16 protein-coding genes are annotated in these 17267 nt (G+C 44.8%); 11 read left to right on the top strand and 5 right to left on the bottom strand.

Features of this window, described 5'->3' with window-relative positions:
- Nucleotides 1-51: 51 nt before the first annotated feature.
- Nucleotides 52-825: an IclR family transcriptional regulator gene (locus tag JQC93_RS03075; protein ID WP_205156985.1), complete on the bottom strand. Its 774-nt coding sequence runs from the start codon at nucleotides 823-825 to the stop codon at nucleotides 52-54.
- Nucleotides 826-903: 78 nt separating this feature from the next.
- Entirely contained in the window at nucleotides 904-1665 is a 762-nt protein-coding gene (locus tag JQC93_RS03070) for an FCD domain-containing protein (protein ID WP_205156984.1), read from the bottom strand.
- 350 nt (nucleotides 1666-2015) lie between these two features.
- Between JQC93_RS03070 and JQC93_RS03065 the strand changes: the two genes are divergently transcribed.
- From JQC93_RS03065 to JQC93_RS03045, 5 genes are all read left to right on the top strand, one after another.
- On the top strand, nucleotides 2016-4250 hold the full coding sequence (locus JQC93_RS03065; RefSeq protein WP_205156983.1) for a beta-galactosidase: 2235 nt from the start codon (nucleotides 2016-2018) through the stop codon (nucleotides 4248-4250).
- 56 nt (nucleotides 4251-4306) lie between these two features.
- On the top strand, nucleotides 4307-5545 hold the full coding sequence (locus JQC93_RS03060) for a LamG domain-containing protein (protein WP_205156982.1): 1239 nt from the start codon (nucleotides 4307-4309) through the stop codon (nucleotides 5543-5545).
- Nucleotides 5546-5784: 239 nt separating this feature from the next.
- On the top strand, nucleotides 5785-6738 hold the full coding sequence (locus JQC93_RS03055; RefSeq protein ID WP_205156981.1) for an SDR family oxidoreductase: 954 nt from the start codon (nucleotides 5785-5787) through the stop codon (nucleotides 6736-6738).
- 216 nt (nucleotides 6739-6954) lie between these two features.
- Complete coding sequence (locus tag JQC93_RS03050) at nucleotides 6955-8103, top strand: DUF481 domain-containing protein (RefSeq protein WP_205156980.1); 1149 nt, start codon at nucleotides 6955-6957, stop codon at nucleotides 8101-8103.
- A gap of 425 nt (nucleotides 8104-8528) precedes the next feature.
- Nucleotides 8529-8873 carry a hypothetical protein gene (locus tag JQC93_RS03045; protein ID WP_205156979.1) on the top strand — a complete coding sequence of 115 codons (345 nt, stop codon included), beginning with the start codon at nucleotides 8529-8531 and terminating at the stop codon, nucleotides 8871-8873.
- Between the two features lie 137 nt (nucleotides 8874-9010).
- Here the strand turns inward: JQC93_RS03045 and JQC93_RS03040 are convergent, their stop codons facing one another.
- Nucleotides 9011-10543 carry an amidase gene (locus tag JQC93_RS03040; RefSeq protein ID WP_205156978.1) on the bottom strand — a complete coding sequence of 511 codons (1533 nt, stop codon included), beginning with the start codon at nucleotides 10541-10543 and terminating at the stop codon, nucleotides 9011-9013.
- Nucleotides 10544-10690: 147 nt separating this feature from the next.
- Here JQC93_RS03040 and JQC93_RS03035 point away from each other — a divergent pair, with 147 nt between their 5' ends.
- The 3 genes from JQC93_RS03035 (at nucleotide 10691) to JQC93_RS03025 (ending at nucleotide 13419) form a co-directional block, all read left to right on the top strand.
- The gene (locus JQC93_RS03035; protein ID WP_205156977.1) at nucleotides 10691-11569 is read left to right on the top strand and encodes a LysR family transcriptional regulator; all 879 of its coding nucleotides are present in this window, start codon (nucleotides 10691-10693) and stop codon (nucleotides 11567-11569) included.
- Nucleotides 11570-11728: 159 nt separating this feature from the next.
- Entirely contained in the window at nucleotides 11729-12925 is a 1197-nt protein-coding gene (locus JQC93_RS03030) for an MFS transporter (RefSeq protein ID WP_205156976.1), read from the top strand.
- 206 nt (nucleotides 12926-13131) lie between these two features.
- On the top strand, nucleotides 13132-13419 hold the full coding sequence (locus JQC93_RS03025) for a hypothetical protein (RefSeq protein WP_205156975.1): 288 nt from the start codon (nucleotides 13132-13134) through the stop codon (nucleotides 13417-13419).
- 337 nt (nucleotides 13420-13756) lie between these two features.
- Here the strand turns inward: JQC93_RS03025 and JQC93_RS03020 are convergent, their stop codons facing one another.
- On the bottom strand, nucleotides 13757-14785 hold the full coding sequence (locus JQC93_RS03020) for an IS110 family RNA-guided transposase (protein WP_205156974.1): 1029 nt from the start codon (nucleotides 14783-14785) through the stop codon (nucleotides 13757-13759).
- Between the two features lie 117 nt (nucleotides 14786-14902).
- Here JQC93_RS03020 and JQC93_RS03015 point away from each other — a divergent pair, with 117 nt between their 5' ends.
- Both JQC93_RS03015 and JQC93_RS03010 read left to right on the top strand, forming a co-directional pair.
- Nucleotides 14903-15295 carry an MAPEG family protein gene (locus JQC93_RS03015; RefSeq protein WP_205156973.1) on the top strand — a complete coding sequence of 131 codons (393 nt, stop codon included), beginning with the start codon at nucleotides 14903-14905 and terminating at the stop codon, nucleotides 15293-15295.
- Between the two features lie 98 nt (nucleotides 15296-15393).
- Nucleotides 15394-15759 (top strand): glyoxalase superfamily protein, encoded by a 366-nt coding sequence (locus tag JQC93_RS03010; protein ID WP_205156972.1) that lies wholly within the window; start codon nucleotides 15394-15396, stop codon nucleotides 15757-15759.
- 423 nt (nucleotides 15760-16182) lie between these two features.
- Here the strand turns inward: JQC93_RS03010 and JQC93_RS03005 are convergent, their stop codons facing one another.
- Entirely contained in the window at nucleotides 16183-16563 is a 381-nt protein-coding gene (locus JQC93_RS03005) for a winged helix-turn-helix transcriptional regulator (RefSeq protein ID WP_205156971.1), read from the bottom strand.
- Nucleotides 16564-16712: 149 nt separating this feature from the next.
- On the opposite strand from JQC93_RS03005, the gene JQC93_RS03000 reads away from it, so the two are divergent.
- Nucleotides 16713-17255, top strand: coding sequence for a nuclear transport factor 2 family protein (locus JQC93_RS03000; RefSeq protein WP_205156970.1), 543 nt, complete (start codon nucleotides 16713-16715; stop codon nucleotides 17253-17255).
- Nucleotides 17256-17267: the final 12 nt, after the last annotated feature.

The raw sequence follows: 17267 nt of genomic DNA, 5'->3' as shown, positions 1-17267 counted from the left end.
ACCCAACCCCTTAACTCAAAGCTTGGTCATTAGCTCAAAACGAAGCAGCTACTAGCCACCTAATTGCTCGGTAATATTGAGTGCAGCCTGTTGAAGTTTTGTGATCAGTTCGTGTTGGCTCATAACGTGATTCAGTGGTGTAGGCATCGTGGATAGAGACAGCGCTGCGATCACCGATCCCTCATGTTCACCAATCAACGTTGAGTAATCGGTCACCCCAGCCACAAATGGACTGTCAGCAATGTGGTATTGCTCATCACGAATCTGATCCAGTCGAGCTAACAACGTTGCTTTGTCACCTTTAGTCATACCTTGAAATGCGTCATCGCGTTCCAAAATCATGCCCCGAACTTCATCGTTACTGTTGGCCAACAAGATGTTACCAGGGCTGGTCGTACTGGTTGGGATCAGGGTTCCTTCTGCAATACTGAGAGACACCGGAGCATGGCTAGAGGCATGAACGATGACCATAGTTTGACTCTGATAAAGCATTGTTAAATAACTTGAGCAGCCTGTGGTGAACGCCAAATCTTCCATATGAGGTAGCGCACACTGCCTTACTTTATCAACAGGGTTGATGCGACGAGAGAGATTATAGAGCTTTAGCGAAACGCGATACTTACCGGATATATCATCACGATGCAAATACCCTCGAGCTTCTAAACCAACCAGTACACGATAGATTTCGTTTGGCGATCGCCCTAAAGCAACGGCGATATCTGCTTGCGAACAAGGCGTCTCTTGCGAGGCCAGAAACTCTAAGATATCCAACCCTTTATCTAATGCGGGTACGGCGTATTTGTTGGTTGTTGGCTTGTCTGCCATAGTCGTTATCACACTCTACAAAGACACAAGCCGAAGACGCAGCTTCGGCTTGAAATGGTATTACGTACACAAATGAATCTAGGTATCAAATTCCATAGCGAAGAAATAGTCATCCAGATCTGCATCAGCGCCATCGCTGTTGGCTATTTTAAGCAGCTCTTGCTTACTGTTTTCAATGTGCTGCCACACCGCTTGGCGAGCGTCCTCTGCTGACCGTTTCTGCAACGCAATAAAAATACGCTTGTGGTCATTAAGCCATGTGCTTCTTAGAGCGATATCGTGCAGATATTGATGATTAAGCTCTTTCCACAGCGGGTTTTCCGTTCGCACAGAACGCCACATGTCGTTCGCTTGATTAATGAGCACTCTATTTTGCGTCGACTCTGCGATTAAGCGGTGGAACTGACGATCGTACTCTTCAAACTTTTCACTGTCCCCATCGAGCTCATTTTCTTGCAAGCTTAGAACACGTTTAAGTTCACGCAACTCATTGATCTTAATTTGAGATGCCGCAAAGGCTGCAATATTACTTTCGATGATTTGTCTTGCTTGAAGCAGTTCAAAAGGCCCTATGTCACTGTGCGGGACAATACTCATGCTGTCGATTTTTTCAGGGGAATCGATAAAGTAAATACCCGCACCCTGCCTCACTATCACTAAGCCTTTCAACTCCAGCATGATAATGGCTTCGCGGATAGTCGCGCGACTCGTCTCAAAGCGCTCACTAAGCTCTCGTTCAGAAGGCAGTCTTTCGCCTGCTTTAAACACACCTGAATAGAGCAGTTCTTCAATTTGTAAACCAACGTCATAATAGCGACGTTTAGTAGTAGGTTCTTTCATGGGTATACCTTCCTAGCCAATAGCTCAAACGGCTAAATTAGCATCACACATAAACCGAATTCCGAATTGGTACAGTTTAACGGATCTAATTGATTGAGCAATATCTTGTCTATCTTTCTTGATATTGTATGACAAACAGCCGTTGGTAACTTTGACCGCTTTCTCATTGCCTTAGAATAATCGACTAAAAAATGAGTAACAGATTCATTAGTCTAATGATTTAACCACTTCACCATCGATTACCTTGTGAGAGCAAGATCAAATATTGGTAAACGAGAACCACAAACTGGTAAACAACTAAGGTGGATTGGTCTAGTATTATCGCAATCCTGTTAACGTTTGGAAAAAACATGTCCGCTTCTTCACTTTCAGTTATCACACCGTTGCTCACTTTTGACAGCATGACGATTCCAAACCAGATCTCTGCTCTTAATCAAACTTTGTCCATGAAGCGTAGTGACGATGAATACGCGCTACACTTCGTTTCGTTAAGCCAGCAACACTTCCACACTTCATTAGACCTAAAGCCTGTGGGTGACGAAAGGTGGGACTGGAGTAGCTATGGCGATTTCTGTTTGGCACTTGAGCTAAGCAATACCAATGCCCGATCAACGCAAGTATTTATCAACTTGTTCGATCGCGCGGGCACGATGCACAGCCGCAGCATTACCGTAGATGGTTATTCTAGAAAGACTTACCTTGTTGAACTAAAAGGCGAATTTTTAAAGGGCAAAACCAACTACTATTCGGGGTTACGCTCTAATCCGGCGCCATGGTCACACAACAGTGAGTACGCTACATGGATGTGGGGTTCAATGAATGTAGACCTTACCGACATCGCGCACATTGAGCTGAGTATCCACGGTTCGCTTATCGATCACCATTTGGCATTGCATAGCGTCAACTTGGTTAACAGCCCAGACACTAACCCGAACTTTCTAGAGCAGATTATTGACCGTTATGGGCAAAATGCCACGGCGCAATATCAAGATAAAATCGAGTCGGATGAGCAACTATCCGCACTCACTGAACAAGAACTGCTAGAGCTTCAAAAAGGCACACTGCCTCAACGTTCAAAATACAGTGGTTATACCGGGGGCCAGCAATACCAAGCAACAGGGTACTTTCGCACCGAAAAAATCGACGGCAAATGGTCGCTCATTGACCCAGAAGGCTACCCTTATTTCGCAACTGGAGTCGACGTCATTCGATTGGCCAATGCCTATACCATGACCGGTATCGACTATGACCATAACCTAGTACCACAACGTGATCCCAATGACCTCACACCTGAAGATTCTATTGAGAAACTTCCCATATCTGACCAAGCAAAAGCCAGCGCAGTGGTAGCCAGTCCGCTTCGTAAACACTGTTTTCAGTGGTTACCAAACTATGACGAACCACTTGCTGAGCATTACGGATACATGCGCGAGCTGTTTGAAGGAGCGCTTGATGCAGGGGAAACCTTTAGTTTCTACGCCGCCAATCTAGAGCGAAAGTACGGCAAGGCGCGCTATTTAGAACGGTGGCGAAACGTCACAATCGATCGCATGTTGAATTGGGGCTTTACTAGCCTAGGAAACTGGGCTGCACCCGAATTCTACAACAACGATTCTATCCCTTACTTTGCAAACGGTTGGATAATTGGTGACTTTAAAGTCGTCTCTAGCGGTGATGATTTCTGGTCTCCCCTTCCAGACCCGTTTGATCCCGTATTTCGTGAGCGAGCTGAGGCAACCGTGTTACAAATAAAACACGAGGTCAAAGACTCACCATGGTGTGTTGGGATCTTCATCGATAACGAAAAGTCGTGGGGGCGCATGGGCACCATTGAGGGGCAACACGGCATTGCCATTCATACTCTAGGCAGAGACGCACGCGAGTGCCCGACTAAATCTGCGTTTGTTGACGCCCTTAAACAGAAATACACCAGCATAGACGCGCTTAATCAAGCGTGGAAAACCGACATACAAGACTGGCCGTCATTGAGTTCTGGTGTCAAAAATTTAGCCCACAATACGGCGCAACTTGACGACTACGGAATGCTATTGGAGGTGTTTGCCTCTCAATACTTCAAGGTCGTCAATGAGTCGCTTAAAGCACAGCTGCCTAATCACCTCTATTTAGGTGCAAGATTCGCCGATTGGGGTATGACGCCAGATGTGGTGAAAGCGGCGGCAAAACATTGCGATGTGATCAGTTACAACTACTACAAAGAAGGGCTCCATCCACAGCAGTGGTCTTTCCTCGAAGAAGTCGATATGCCTAGTATCATTGGTGAATTTCACTTTGGCTCTAAAGAAACCGGCTTTTACCACCCAGGATTAGTCAGTGCGACCAATCAAATAGAGCGCGCACAAATGTACGAAGACTATATGCAAACAGTCATCGACAATCCGTATTTCGTTGGCGCTCACTGGTTCCAATACTTAGATTCGCCCATCACTGGTCGTTCCTATGACGGTGAAAACTACAACGTTGGGTTTGTCTCTGTCGCAGACGTTCCATACAAGCCCATGGTCGAGGCTGCAAAGCGCATCCATACCCGCATGTATACGCAGCGGCACACCGCAAAAGATAAATAGGCAAAATACACCAGTCAACATCCCAAACTTCAACACACAGTTAAGCAAGGATAAAGATGAAAAAGACACCACTTGTTACTCTCATCGCGGTGACGCTCACCGCATGTGGAGGGGGCTCTGGCAGCTCAAATTCAGGCAGTAGCCAACTCATTCGTCACGATTCGCCGCCAAACAGCAGCAGTCAATTAACCACCATATCGAGCACAGGTTATTCCGCTGGGCACGATACCGAAAACATGACAGGTTTACCTGTACCTGCTTTTGTCGACGCGAACATGGAATGGCAACTGCAAAGCCAACTCAGCGATGATTTTAACTACACCTTTACCCCAACCAATAACACCACCACCGAATTTGGTTCCGGGAAATGGTATAACTTTTATCATAATCAATGGGATGGGCCGGGTGCGACATACTGGCAGCCTGATCACGTATCGGTTGACGGTAATGAAGGCAAATTGAAGCTACGCACTTCACGCAATCCTAGTACCAGCAAACAAGATAAGCCTGGGGTGAATACAGGCTGCATCTCTTCCAACGCGACGGTGCAATATCCGGTGTTTGTCGAAGCAAGCGTTAGCATGGCCGACATATCTTTGGCCGCAGCGGTATGGTTGCTCAGCCCAGATGACACACAAGAAATCGACATCCTAGAAGCCTATGCGGGCAATGGTAACGGCAACGGATACTTCTCTAAGCTTATTCATTTGAGCCACCACTCATTCATTCGAGATCCTTTCACCGATTATCAGCCTAGAGACCGTAACAGTTGGTGGGAAAACACCACCAGCAATGGACCTCTTGTTCAAGGCAACTACGACAGTTGGGGCGAATACAGTTGGAATAATGGGACGAGACAGTACCTGCAAATAGGGGTGAACTGGATTAACCCATGGCATTTTGAGTATTTCATCAATGGAGAGTTAGTGCGTGTGCTGTACGCCAATGCGTTTGCGACCAAAATGAACGACCGCTGGGAATACAGCTACCCGAAAGTCGCAAACGACGACTTAGTCATCGATGGCTACCAAACGGTAGTGACCCACTCCACCGACAATGGCGACTTTGACTTTGCCGCGCTAAAAGCGGCAAGTAACGCCTCGAAGGTTTCGGTCATTGACCCATACGATTTTCAAAAAGGCAAAGGGTTTCACAAAGCGGCTGACATCATCATAAACATGGAGCTGCAAAGCTGGTGGACACACGATCCAACAGACAGTGAACTTCTAGATAGCAGCGGCAAAACGACGATGCTTGTTGACTGGGTTAGAGTATTCAAACCTGTAAACAAATAGCTCGGTTTTTAAAGGCGCACTTGTCATCAAGTGCGCTTTTTGTCCGTGAGCATCTTATTCAACCCACCAACTTACTCCCACCTACCCTTCTAGCTCCAAAATCTCCTAGTGATACAAATAGGCATTTTTTAGAGACCAATGCGCCTATTTCTTCAGCATTGTGAGAGTTATATTTACTCTCAACGAACGGCAATGGGTTTTTAGCCCAGTCACCAGCACTGACACTCAGGAGTGATACAATGAAAAACAACAATCCATTTGGACCAAAAGGTTGGACACCAGAGCGAATTGGTTCTTTAGACGGAAAAACCTACCTGATCACCGGCGCAACTAGCGGCACAGGCTATGAAGCAACCCGTATATTGTTGTCAAAAGGTGCCAAGGTGGTGATGCTCAATCGTAATCCACAAAAATCGGCTGATACTATATCAGCACTAAAAACCCAACTGGGTGATGACGTCGATGTATCCTTTGTTCAAGTTGACTTAGGCGTGCAATCTTCCGTGAGAAAAGCGGCGAGTGAAGTACTAGAGCGAGTATCTCGCATCGATGCGCTTATGTGTAATGGCGCGATCGCCCAAGTTCCCCAACAAGTGATCACCGAAGACGGCTTTGAAAGCCAACTGGGTGTAAACCACTACGGTCACTTTTTGCTTCAAGGTTTGCTCTACCCACTGATTGAGCAGTCCCAAGGTCGTATCGTGACGGTAGGCAGTGAAGGCTACAAAATGGGCATCAAGACCATTAAATTTGACGATATGAATTGGGATCACGACTACACTGCCAACACCGCCTACAGCCAAAGTAAGCTTGCTCAAATCATGTCAGTTTACGAGCTGCAAGATAGGCTCAAACGAGCAGGTAAAACCGGCGTCAAAGTGTATGCCTGTCATCCAGGCTCTTCAAGAACATCGCTCATTTCAACCAGCGGAAATGGGTTATCTCGCTTCATCTTTGGACTTATGATGAAAACACCTCTGACCCAAACAGCTGAAAAAGGCGCATACCCAGAGCTAATGTGCGCGCTAGAACCTGACTTGGATGAAAAAGGCTTTTACGGCCCGACTGGATTTAACTACTTCACCGGCCCCGTAGGTCAATGTGAGTTAGCCCCGCACGCGGTCGACAAAACGGTATCGAAAAAACTGTGGGCAGTGTCAGAGCAAGCGACTGGTTTTAGGTGGTCTTACTAATTCGGTTACCAGATTGTTTAAACATCAGCTGTTTTCTATCGATAAAGTTATTGCCTGAGCCGGCTAGGTGATCGCTCGCAAATCTGTGCGCAATGTAACATTTGCTAATATTGATAAACATTTGAACTGCTAATAGCTATTCAATCCGTATGATTTTATTGAATATTTCTCGAGATATGGTCTAACTTTAATGGAACACAAGGAGCTTGTTCCACTATGACAATGACGTCTCGCACACAGACAATGAGCGCACCCCTCTGCGCTATTGCGCTTTCTTTTTCAATGTATGCTGAGTCAGCGGTAGGCTCTGAGACCGAAGAGCCGCAACTGACCGCTCCTGCATGGTTCATTGAAATACCCTCTGTACCCACCAAGTTCGACTGGCTACTCGTCCATAAAGGAGAGTTGTTGGGAGGAGACATCATTGCCATGTACGATGAACGAGTCGAGTTTGATAGTGATGAGGTTGGCGTTCATAAAGTAAAGATGAAAGACATTAAGGAACTTCGAACTAAAGATATTATGCAGCTTCGTTTTCTTGATGGCACCATAATCGAGGGGCACCTCGTCATTGATGAAGAGCATGTTTATACAATGGAGCTTCCCGCGGTTACTTACCCAAGAGAGAACATTTTGTCTATCACGCCCTCAGAGAAAAGCGGCGACAGTTTGTGGACAGGAAACCTGAGCCTTGGGTTTAACTTTAAATCTGGCAATACCGAAAGTGTCGACTTTTATGGTAACGCGGACGTGCGTTACTTAGTCACAACAGGACGTTTTAACTTTACCTATCGAGCGATGTACGAACAGGTAAAAAATTCTGACTCGGGAAGCAGTGTCGTAACCGAAGATAATCATAGGTTTACCGCACAGTACGACTATTTCTACTCACACCAGCTCTATTTTACCCTACCCAGTTACGACCTGTTATTGGACGAGCTGAAAAACATCAAGTACCAGACCTCTCTGGGCGTTGCTGTGGGTTATGAAGTCATAGATATAACAGGGCTCGATATTAACGTTTATGCCGGTCCAAGCGCTCAACACACAGAGTTTGTTAATGTTGAAGCAGGCGCAGACGACAAAGTGTTCTCTCCAGCACTGGCCTTTGGTCTCGATTTTGAGTACGACATTACCTCCGATCTAGAATACTTCCTCGTTTACGACGCCAAAGTCGTCAACAAAGAGTCAGGGCGGTTTATTCAGCGAATTGAAACCGGGTTTGATATTGAAATCGTCGACGATTTTGACTTAGAGCTAATGACTATCATAGACAATACCGCCGAGCCAATAGCCGATGAAAATGGCGTACAACCTAAAGCTACGGACGTTGTCTTCGCGGTGGGGATAGAATACGAGTTTTAGTCGCTTTTCATTCGTTACGATTACTACTTGGAAAATTGTATCCTTAATTCAAAATCGTCCAATAAAGGCTATTAAGTTGGCGTGTCGTCAAGTCAATGGGCAGGGACTGCGCTAAGAAATAACACTTAACCTCAGGTTATATTAGAACGAAAGCTAGCTTAGGACATTGATACAGCCAAAAGCAATATACTACCCCGCAACGTTTATAGAGATAAACCGAACGACTGTAATCGAGATAATCCGAATGTACTCCTATTACGAGTGCAGCTAGAGAACATGAGGCGTGCAACAAACCACTTTCCCTAGCATTTATTCGATTCCATTCGTGCCCTTTAATTCTAAAAACGTTAGTGCTGATGCACCAGTACAAAAAGATTTGAGCTTAAATTCTCCCTTTTCGCTAACTACAAAATGTAAGGATAATTATGTTGGACTATTCACCCGATCAGCCGGTTGAACTCAAACAAATCGTCATAGACCCAGCGCTGTTTATGGCCAAGCAAGAGCGTCGACTACAACAGCAGCACCGTAAGTTCAAAAGGTGGTCAGAAGAATGGATAACCGTTGCGCGGCTAAAATCAGATCGCCTCTGGACATCTTCTGCAATTAGAAAATACCTTGGCGAGCCAGAGACTCAAGGTAAGTACAAAGTATTCAGCGTCGACGATGTTAAAAGAGCAGAAAAAGAGGCTGCCTTTCGAGAGTGGTTACAGCCTCGACTTGAGAAGTGCTTACTGAGCAACCCGCATTTTCGACTTGATAGTATTTAGGTTAATGCTTGTTGGTGAACTCAATAAAAAACTAGCGCTAATTTAAAGATTTTTTTGAGCTGCTACCCGAAACCTAAAACACCTATACGAAAGCCTCGCAATGATTGCGAGGCTTCGGCTAGTTAATAAGGGTGGTATTACTTAACACCTTTTGGCATCAAATCTCCGGTAAAGAATTTAGGTGCGCCTTTACTGTAAGCACCTGCAACCTTCACCACAGTTGCTGTGTCATCTGGCTTACCTATGATTTGTAGACCGAATGGAACACCGTCTGGGCTTAGACCTGCTGGTACGCTAGCCGCTGGCAACCAACCCAATAGGTTGAATGGTAGTGTGTACATCATACCAACTGCGTTATCGTAAGTTTGACCGTCTTCTTGGATTGGCGCATCAGTAATGAAGTTGTAATCGGCTGGTACCGTAACTGTCGGCATAGTCGGTGCAATAACAAGATCGTACCCTTGCGCGTAGACTTCTTCCGCCAGCTTAGTCCACATACGTTGAACTTCCGCCTCAGTTTTGGCTTGAGCCATACCGTTGTAATCTTCTTTATGGCTAATGGCTTTTTTAAGTAGACCACCTGTGTAGCTTGTCATTTGGTCTGTCACTTCTGCATAACTTTCTAGCATGGGCGCGCCCATCGCTCCGGAAAATGCGAGATTAGAAACACCTTCTAATAGGCCCATTTGCATGTCAAAATCAAAGTCAACAACATCAACAACTGCACCTTGTTTGCGAAGGACTTCCATTGCGTCTTCCATACCTTCCGCTACATAGTTCGCCATAGGACTTGTCCCCATGTCACCGAGATAAGCGATTTTCATACCTTTTAGTGATTCAACGTCTTTAGTGAGTTTCTGTTGCTCTCCTACTGTTGGCACCGACCATGATGCATCGGGACCCGACATGACGTTGTACATCATCACCATATCTTCAAAACTACGTGCAATTGGACCACTCCCTGAGAAGTAAGAGTATAGCGATGAGTTAGGTACACTGAATGCCGCTGGTTTTAAACCATACAGGCCGTTGAATGATGACGGTATACGAATAGAACCACCCATATCAGAGCCTGTAGCGATGGTCGCGTATCCTGCAGCGACAGCTGCGCCAGAGCCACCTGAAGAACCACCCACTGCAAAATCAGGATTCCAAGGGTTGCGAGATGTCCCCCATGCGTCGGTACTCGTTACCCAATTGAAGTAAAGCTCTGGAACTGTGGTTTGAATAACAGGTATCGCACCCACTTCGTTTAGTTTCGACACCATTGGGTCAGCGTGGTCTTTAGGTGCATCATTCATATGAAGCTTAGAGCCAAATGTCACTTTCCAACCTTTATCGTGGTGCTCATCTTTAACCGCATAAGTTACACCCTCCATCGCACGATAAGACCCATCTTGGTAGCGTTTAGTGGCTTCTTTAGCGGCTTCTAGTGCAGAGTCCCAATGCTCATACGTTACTGCATTAACCACATTATTTGTTGCTTCATATTGTGATTTTTGCGCTTTTACTACATCAACGGGTGTGATCATTCCAGACTTGAAAAGCTCAATTTGTGTATTTGCTGGCATGTAAGCCAATTCTTGTTGAGAAAAATCGGCTGACAATGCGTTGCCTGCTAATAGAGCAAACGCGAGAGGAGCGAATTTAAAAGTACGTGATAGTGTCATAATATTGCCTACTAATTTATCGACCGCTACTTCAACCACTGAAGTAACTCAAGGATTGAGATAGATTATTATGCAGTTTCGTTTGACTCTCCATGCTACCAAGGATAGGTTAAACCTATCCTTAAGATGCAGCCCAGTGGATTGATGATGACAACTTCAGTGGAACAATTAAGTGCATTTGTAGAAACAATAGAGAAAGGTGGCTTTAAACCCGCCAGCCGAAGCTTAGGTAAACATGCCGTCACCATCAGTGGGTTAGTCGCCAACCTTGAGAGTGAAATAGGCTTTGAGCTGTTTATTAGAAAGCCCCGATCTCTTGAACTTACCGAAAAAGGTAAAGAACTTTATGATCATGCTCGCTCGGTATTGCGAGAGTTAGAGCACTTCGATGCTAAAGCAAATAGCCTACTTGATGATGAACCAAGCCGGATTACCCTTGCCGTAGATTCAGCACTGCGTGGGAGCGAGTTATCTAACGTCTACAAACAATTGTTCCTACGTTTTCCAACCCTAGAAGTGAAAATAATAAGTGGTGATCCACTTTTAGTCAGAAGCTGGGTATTGACCGGTCAGGCGGATCTGGGCTTTAGTATGGGGACGTTTTCGATGCCGCATGAACTCTCTTCGGCTAGAGCGTTTAGCTTCCCGATTGCAAACGTGGCCTCGCCCGAACTAGGTTTAGCCGGTAAACAACTGACCATGCACCAAGTGCGTGGTTTACGACAAATATCCGTCAATTTTTTGAAAGACTTAGGGCTTAGTGACGGCCACAATTTTAGTAATAAAATCACCTATTGCAATAACTTGCATGAAATGTTGGAACTGGTGAAATACTGTTCATGTTGGGCAATCATGCCGCTGTATTTGTGTGGTGACGCACTTGAAAGTGGCGAGATAGATAAGTTTGAATTAGACGTTGAAAATACCGCACATTGGTACACAGATGTGATTTGGCGAACCGAAAAGCCGGTGAACCCGGCGATGCAATTTGTGATCGACAAAATTTTGCAATTTTCGGACAAGTAATTAGCCCGTTCTCGGTCAATCCAGTATCTCAGAGCTCTTCTTTGTCCAATAGCCCGAGTATGTATCGCACTTCACACAATACTTGTAATGCTAACAATTCTTTAACTCATTTACACAAAGCCGTATAGTAATTATCCCAGACACGCAAAGGACGGCGTAATGACAACAGATTCGGCTTTCCCACGTTCCGCTTGGCTACTCATCATAGTGGCAGCGCTTACCATGAGTACTGGGTTTACCATGGTATTTGTTGGCGGAATTATTGGCCTTGAACTGGCCCCAAAAGCCGAATGGGCGACATTTCCATTGGCGCTGATGATCACAGGCGTTGCACTCACCACTTTACCAATGGGCGTCGCGATTAGTCGTTGGGGACGTAAGCCAATTATCGTTGCAGGCGCCTGGGTAGCGGTGTTTGGCGGATTACTCGCAGCGCTGTCCGTTGCACTTCAGTGGTTCTGGCTACTTTGTTTATCTGCGGTGATACTTGGCGCAAGTATGGCTGTTGTGCAGCAGTATCGCTTTGCGGTTATGGAGTGGGTTTCGCCCCAGCGCCGAGCAGAAGCCGCGTCTCGCGTATTAGTTGGCGGGCTTGTGGCCGCTTTTCTTGGGCCAGAACTCGCCAGTTTTGGTAAAGACTGGCTGTCGACCCCTTACGTAGGCTCGTTTGTATTAATGGCCATCGTCAATGGCATCGCTGCCATCGTATTATTAGGCCTAGATCCAACACCGGTACCCAAAACCAATCGACCTGATTCTAAGATGACTTGGGGACAGTTAGTGACCAAGCGCGATCTAGTATGCGCGGTATTAGCAGGCGCCATCGGTTACGCGGTAATGAGCTTTATCATGACGGCGACACCTCTTCACATGCATGGCAATGTGGGACACAGCCTGGAACACACTAAATGGGTGATACAAAGCCATATATTTGCCATGTTCGCCCCTTCATTGTTTAGCGGTTGGTTAATTCGTAAACTCGGCTTTGCAGCAATGATGGTGTTGGGGATTATTGCCTTTGCTCTTAGCATCGCGATTGCGCTAAAGGGAGACCAAATAGAACTGTTTTGGGGCTCGCTAGTCCTTCTCGGAATCGGATGGAACTTCCTATTTGTCTCTGCAACTGCCCTACTCCCAACCACATGCAGTCCAGAACAAGCGCCAAAAGTGCAATCGATGAATGACTTCTTTATTTTCGCAAGCCAAGCCGTCGCCTCGCTATCTGCCGGTTGGATTTTACATGCCTTTGGGTGGCAAACTCAGCTTTGGCTCTGCGCCCCATTATTGGTTGTGCTACTGATTGCTATTGTCCGCTGGCAGACGAGTCTTCAATCGACTGCGAAACAGACTTCTTAACCAGCTAAAAACTTCTGGCTGTATGTACTACACAATCAGAAAACTAATCGGAAATTGTCTGTGAGGCTCTTTTCCTGATTATCCTTATGGCTTCAAAAAAATCATCTGCTTTTCAGCTTGTTATGGAACGATATGCTAAGTTAGCAGGAAGTAGAGTTAGTGGACGTTCCGACTAATAAGCTGTTATGTGGTTAAAGGAATAGAGTTTGAATACTGGTAAATCACTAATAATGGTGTCAAAAATCAGATTTTATGTGTTTCTGTTGTTATCTGCGTATGCCATATATTCGACATTAGACGGTGTTATTTATCTTCCTTCACGTAATGGTGGTATTTTTCTGAGCGGTTTCAGCGCCATTTTATTTAGCATTGGCAGCGTTTTGTGTGCGATTTCATTTAGTTTTGATACATTCAATATGAAGGGTTTTCCTTTGACTGAATGGGCAGCTAGAACTTTAGGCATAGTAATATTAGTCGTGGCCTTGTTCACATAGGCATTAGCTTTAGGAAACCACATAACAAGGCGCTTAAATCTGATTCGTGAACGCGTGCCGAGCTCGCTAGCGCTCAGACATGGCACACGTTCACTCACAGCTTAGCTTGGCTACATGGACTCCCTCTTTTGTCAACAATAGCTCCCGCTGACAACAGTGGATCGGACAGCAGCTCTACATTCGGTGTTTAGTCGGACTCTATCCGTCACCCTGATGATATTCGCTTGATGCTGACCTCATTCGTTAAACAGTATTTTTTACTTCCAAGCTAATCAGGTTTAAGCATCTCGGTCTGACCGTATTGTCATCATTCGCTATTGCTATGACTCGGTGAGAGTTAACCGTTTATGTAGTTAACGTCGTACTCTTTTCCAGTCGTTAATATCGCCCAAATTATTCGAGCGTTTTTTGCTGCGAGAGCAATTGCCGCTCGCTTATATCCTCTTCGTTCGACAAGTTGTTGTAACCACACACTTGTTCGGTCCGTCTTGGTTTTACATCGTGCAATGACGGCTCTAGCACCGTGAATAAGTAGAGTGCGGATGTGTTTTTCGCCTCTTTTACTAATGCGACCAAGATGGATGTGTCCGCCTGTTGAATACTGCCTTGGAACTAATCCAATCCAAGGGGCAAATTGCCGACTTGTGCCGAACTGCTTGCCGTCATTGACGGTGGCGACAATTGCCGTTGCACTGTGCTCACCAATACCAGGAATACTCATGAGTTTATTCGCATCTTTCATCTTGCGGCTGAGTTGGTAGACCTTTCGGTCATAACCTAGTATCTGTTCGTTGAGATTGAGGATTTTAAGGTGTAGGTCATTGAGCAATTCGCGGGCGAGAAATGGTATGCCATTTTCGGCATCCTCCAAGATTTCTCTGATTTGTTTTTGGAGTGAATAGCGCCCTTGAGGCAATACGATACCAAACTCAGAGAGCAATCCTCGTAGCTGATTTATCGTTGCGGTTCGGCTTTTTACCAAGCCTTGCCTTATTCTATGCAGACAAAGCACCGCTTGTTGTTCTTCGCTTTTGACTGATACGAACCGAGTCTTTGGGCGACCAACGGCTTCACAAATAGCTTCAGCGTCATTAGCATCATTCTTTTCGCTTTGTCGATACGGTATAACGAACTTAGACGCCATGATTTTAGGGTTGTGACCGAGTTTAATAAACTCTCTTGCCCAATGATGAGCACCTGAGCAAGCTTCCATTCCAATTAAACAGGGTGGAATATTGGAGAGTGTCTCTAAGAGTTTGTTTCTTTTGACCGTTTTGCGTAAGACGCACTTGCCATATGCATCAACGCCATGAATACTGAAAACATTCTTGGCGAGGTCAATGCCAATGGTTTGAATGATGGACATAATAGCCTCCAGTTTTTCAATGCGTGCCATGTAACTATGGCACGAAATGGTTCAAGCAGAGGGAGTCCATATCATTCGTTAAGTGGCTCTTAAAAAAGCGTAGATAAGGATATTGATTTGCAAACTCTAATTTGGTGTCTGATCATAGTTGCATTGTTACCTTACATTGCAAAAATCCCATTAGCGTCCGCAATGAGTAAGGCTGGTGGGTACAATAATAAATACCCTCGAGATCAACAATCGACGCTAACTGGATTTGGCTCAAGAGCTTTAGCAGCACATGAAAATGCCTTTGAGTCACTCATCGTATTTTCTGTGTCCGTTTTGCTAGCGATAGCGACAAACTCAGCAACAGAATTGGTTCAAATTCTAGCGATAATACATGTTTGTTTTCGAGTTGCTTACCACGTTTGCTATTTGTTAAACAAAGATTTGTTGCGTTCTGTTTTTTGGTTCATTGCTATTGGTTGTTCATTTTCAATTATGTGGCAATGTCTGCCAAGTCATTAAATTTCAACGACTTAAAAAGCGCTTCACGGCGGGTTCGTAAACGCTAGCCGAAATCACTATCGGTCAGGTATTGAGTTTTCAAGGATAAAATTAACACTATGAACTTTCAGACAATTCCCATTTTAAGAATTTTCGATATTCAAAAAGCTAAAGACTTTTACCTAGATTATTTAGGCATGAGTCTGGATTGGGAGCATAGATTTGAAGAAGGTTTCCCACTGTATATGCAAGTTTCAAAAGGCAGTCTTGTGTTTCACCTAAGTGAGCATTCGGGTGATGGTACTCCGGGCAGTAAGGTTTTCGTAAATACAGATAAGGTTCAGCAGTTATTTACTGAATTGGAACAGAAAGATTATAGATTTTGCAATCCGGCGTTAGAGTCAGCGCCCTGGGGTGGGGAGTGCTTTACAGCAACTGACCCGTTTTCCAATAAAATTATATTTAGCGGCATATTAAATGCGTAACAAGGTTATGTAGGATGGAATTTTCTATATCTCGAATTCATACGTCAGTTGGAATATTCAGACTAAAGGGTGATATTTCAACAACCAGTGAACTTTGTTATTCGGTTGCTGAGTTTATGGGGTCAGATGGTTGGGTTGAAATCGATCTAGAATCCAAAAATGGGAAGTCAGTGCTAAGTAAAATAGAGAGCGATGTGCTTTTGCACTTACTTTCCTAACTGTATGTAATAGCAATAAAAATGTGGGAGTTAGAAAAAATCGACAAAGTAGAATTTAACGCATATAGAAAGTAATAACATTACAACGCCCTTAAGCTGATTCGTAAACCATCTAGCGTTATTAGCTCACTCTCAATTAATGTAAGGTTGCGGTCTAAAATACTTAATTGAAAAACAGCAACCACCCCACCAGAAGCATTTACGCTTAACGTTTCTCATCATAGCTTTGTCGCGCTTGTTTTATCTCTTCATGATGATCATCCGCCCATCGAACAAGCTGATACAGAGGCTTCACTATCTCCTTTCCCATGTCAGTTAGAGCGTACTCAACACGCACTGGCACTTCAGGATAAACGGTTCGCAACACATAACCCTCTCGCTCAAGATCACGCAGCGTTTGGGTAAGCATTCGTTGTGAAATCCCTTGGATTCGTGATTTGAGAGCATTAAAACGCTCTGGACCATCAACCAGTGCGAACAGGATCAGTAAAGACCATTTATCGCCTATTTGTGCAACGACATTACGTACTGGACAGTTATGGTCGTTGTAAAAAACGCGTCTATTTGATGTTGCTGCTTCCGTCATTGTTATCTTCCTAAATTGCTTGGTTAACGCATGGGGGTTACCAAAAAGTGCCTAGGTACGCTTTTAGTGCCTTCTTGCACAGTAGGTTACTATTAATTACCATGGTTATCAATGTATACCTACATGAACATTAATCAAAGGACTGCACAATGCTAAAATCACTGACTTCGTTCGTACTTCTGTTCGTTAGTACACTCGCTTACGGACAATCGACCAACCCACTACTCATCGACTTTTCGTCGCTTAAGAAATCAAATTGGACTGAGCAAGAGCTGGCAAACGCCGAGTTGATCACCGATTTCGTTCAACACCTTATGAACAACCATGATTTTGACTACGTTTTAGAGCATTACAACAGTAGTGCCTACGTACAACACAACCGCAACCTTGAGGACAAAGTACCAGGATTAGTTGGATTTCTAGAGGAGTTTGTTGAGGATTATCCCGACTATGGCTATGACGTAAAACACATATACGTCGATGGTGATTACGTCATCTTTCATTCCCATGCAACCATCGACAAATCCCATAGGGGTAATGATCAAAAAGGGATGAATATCATTGATACTTGGCGCATTGAAAACGGCCAAATTGTAGAGCATTGGGATTCGATTCAGCCATTAGATTTTTCGATGAGAGTGTTTACGCTATTTAATGGTGGAGACATCGCCAACCAAAATGGGGTTTTCTAACTTAGTTTGCGT

This window comes from Vibrio ulleungensis (genome assembly GCF_016900875.1).
GTDB classification, from domain to species: domain Bacteria; phylum Pseudomonadota; class Gammaproteobacteria; order Enterobacterales; family Vibrionaceae; genus Vibrio; species Vibrio ulleungensis.
This window is presented reverse-complemented; position numbering and strand designations above follow the sequence as displayed.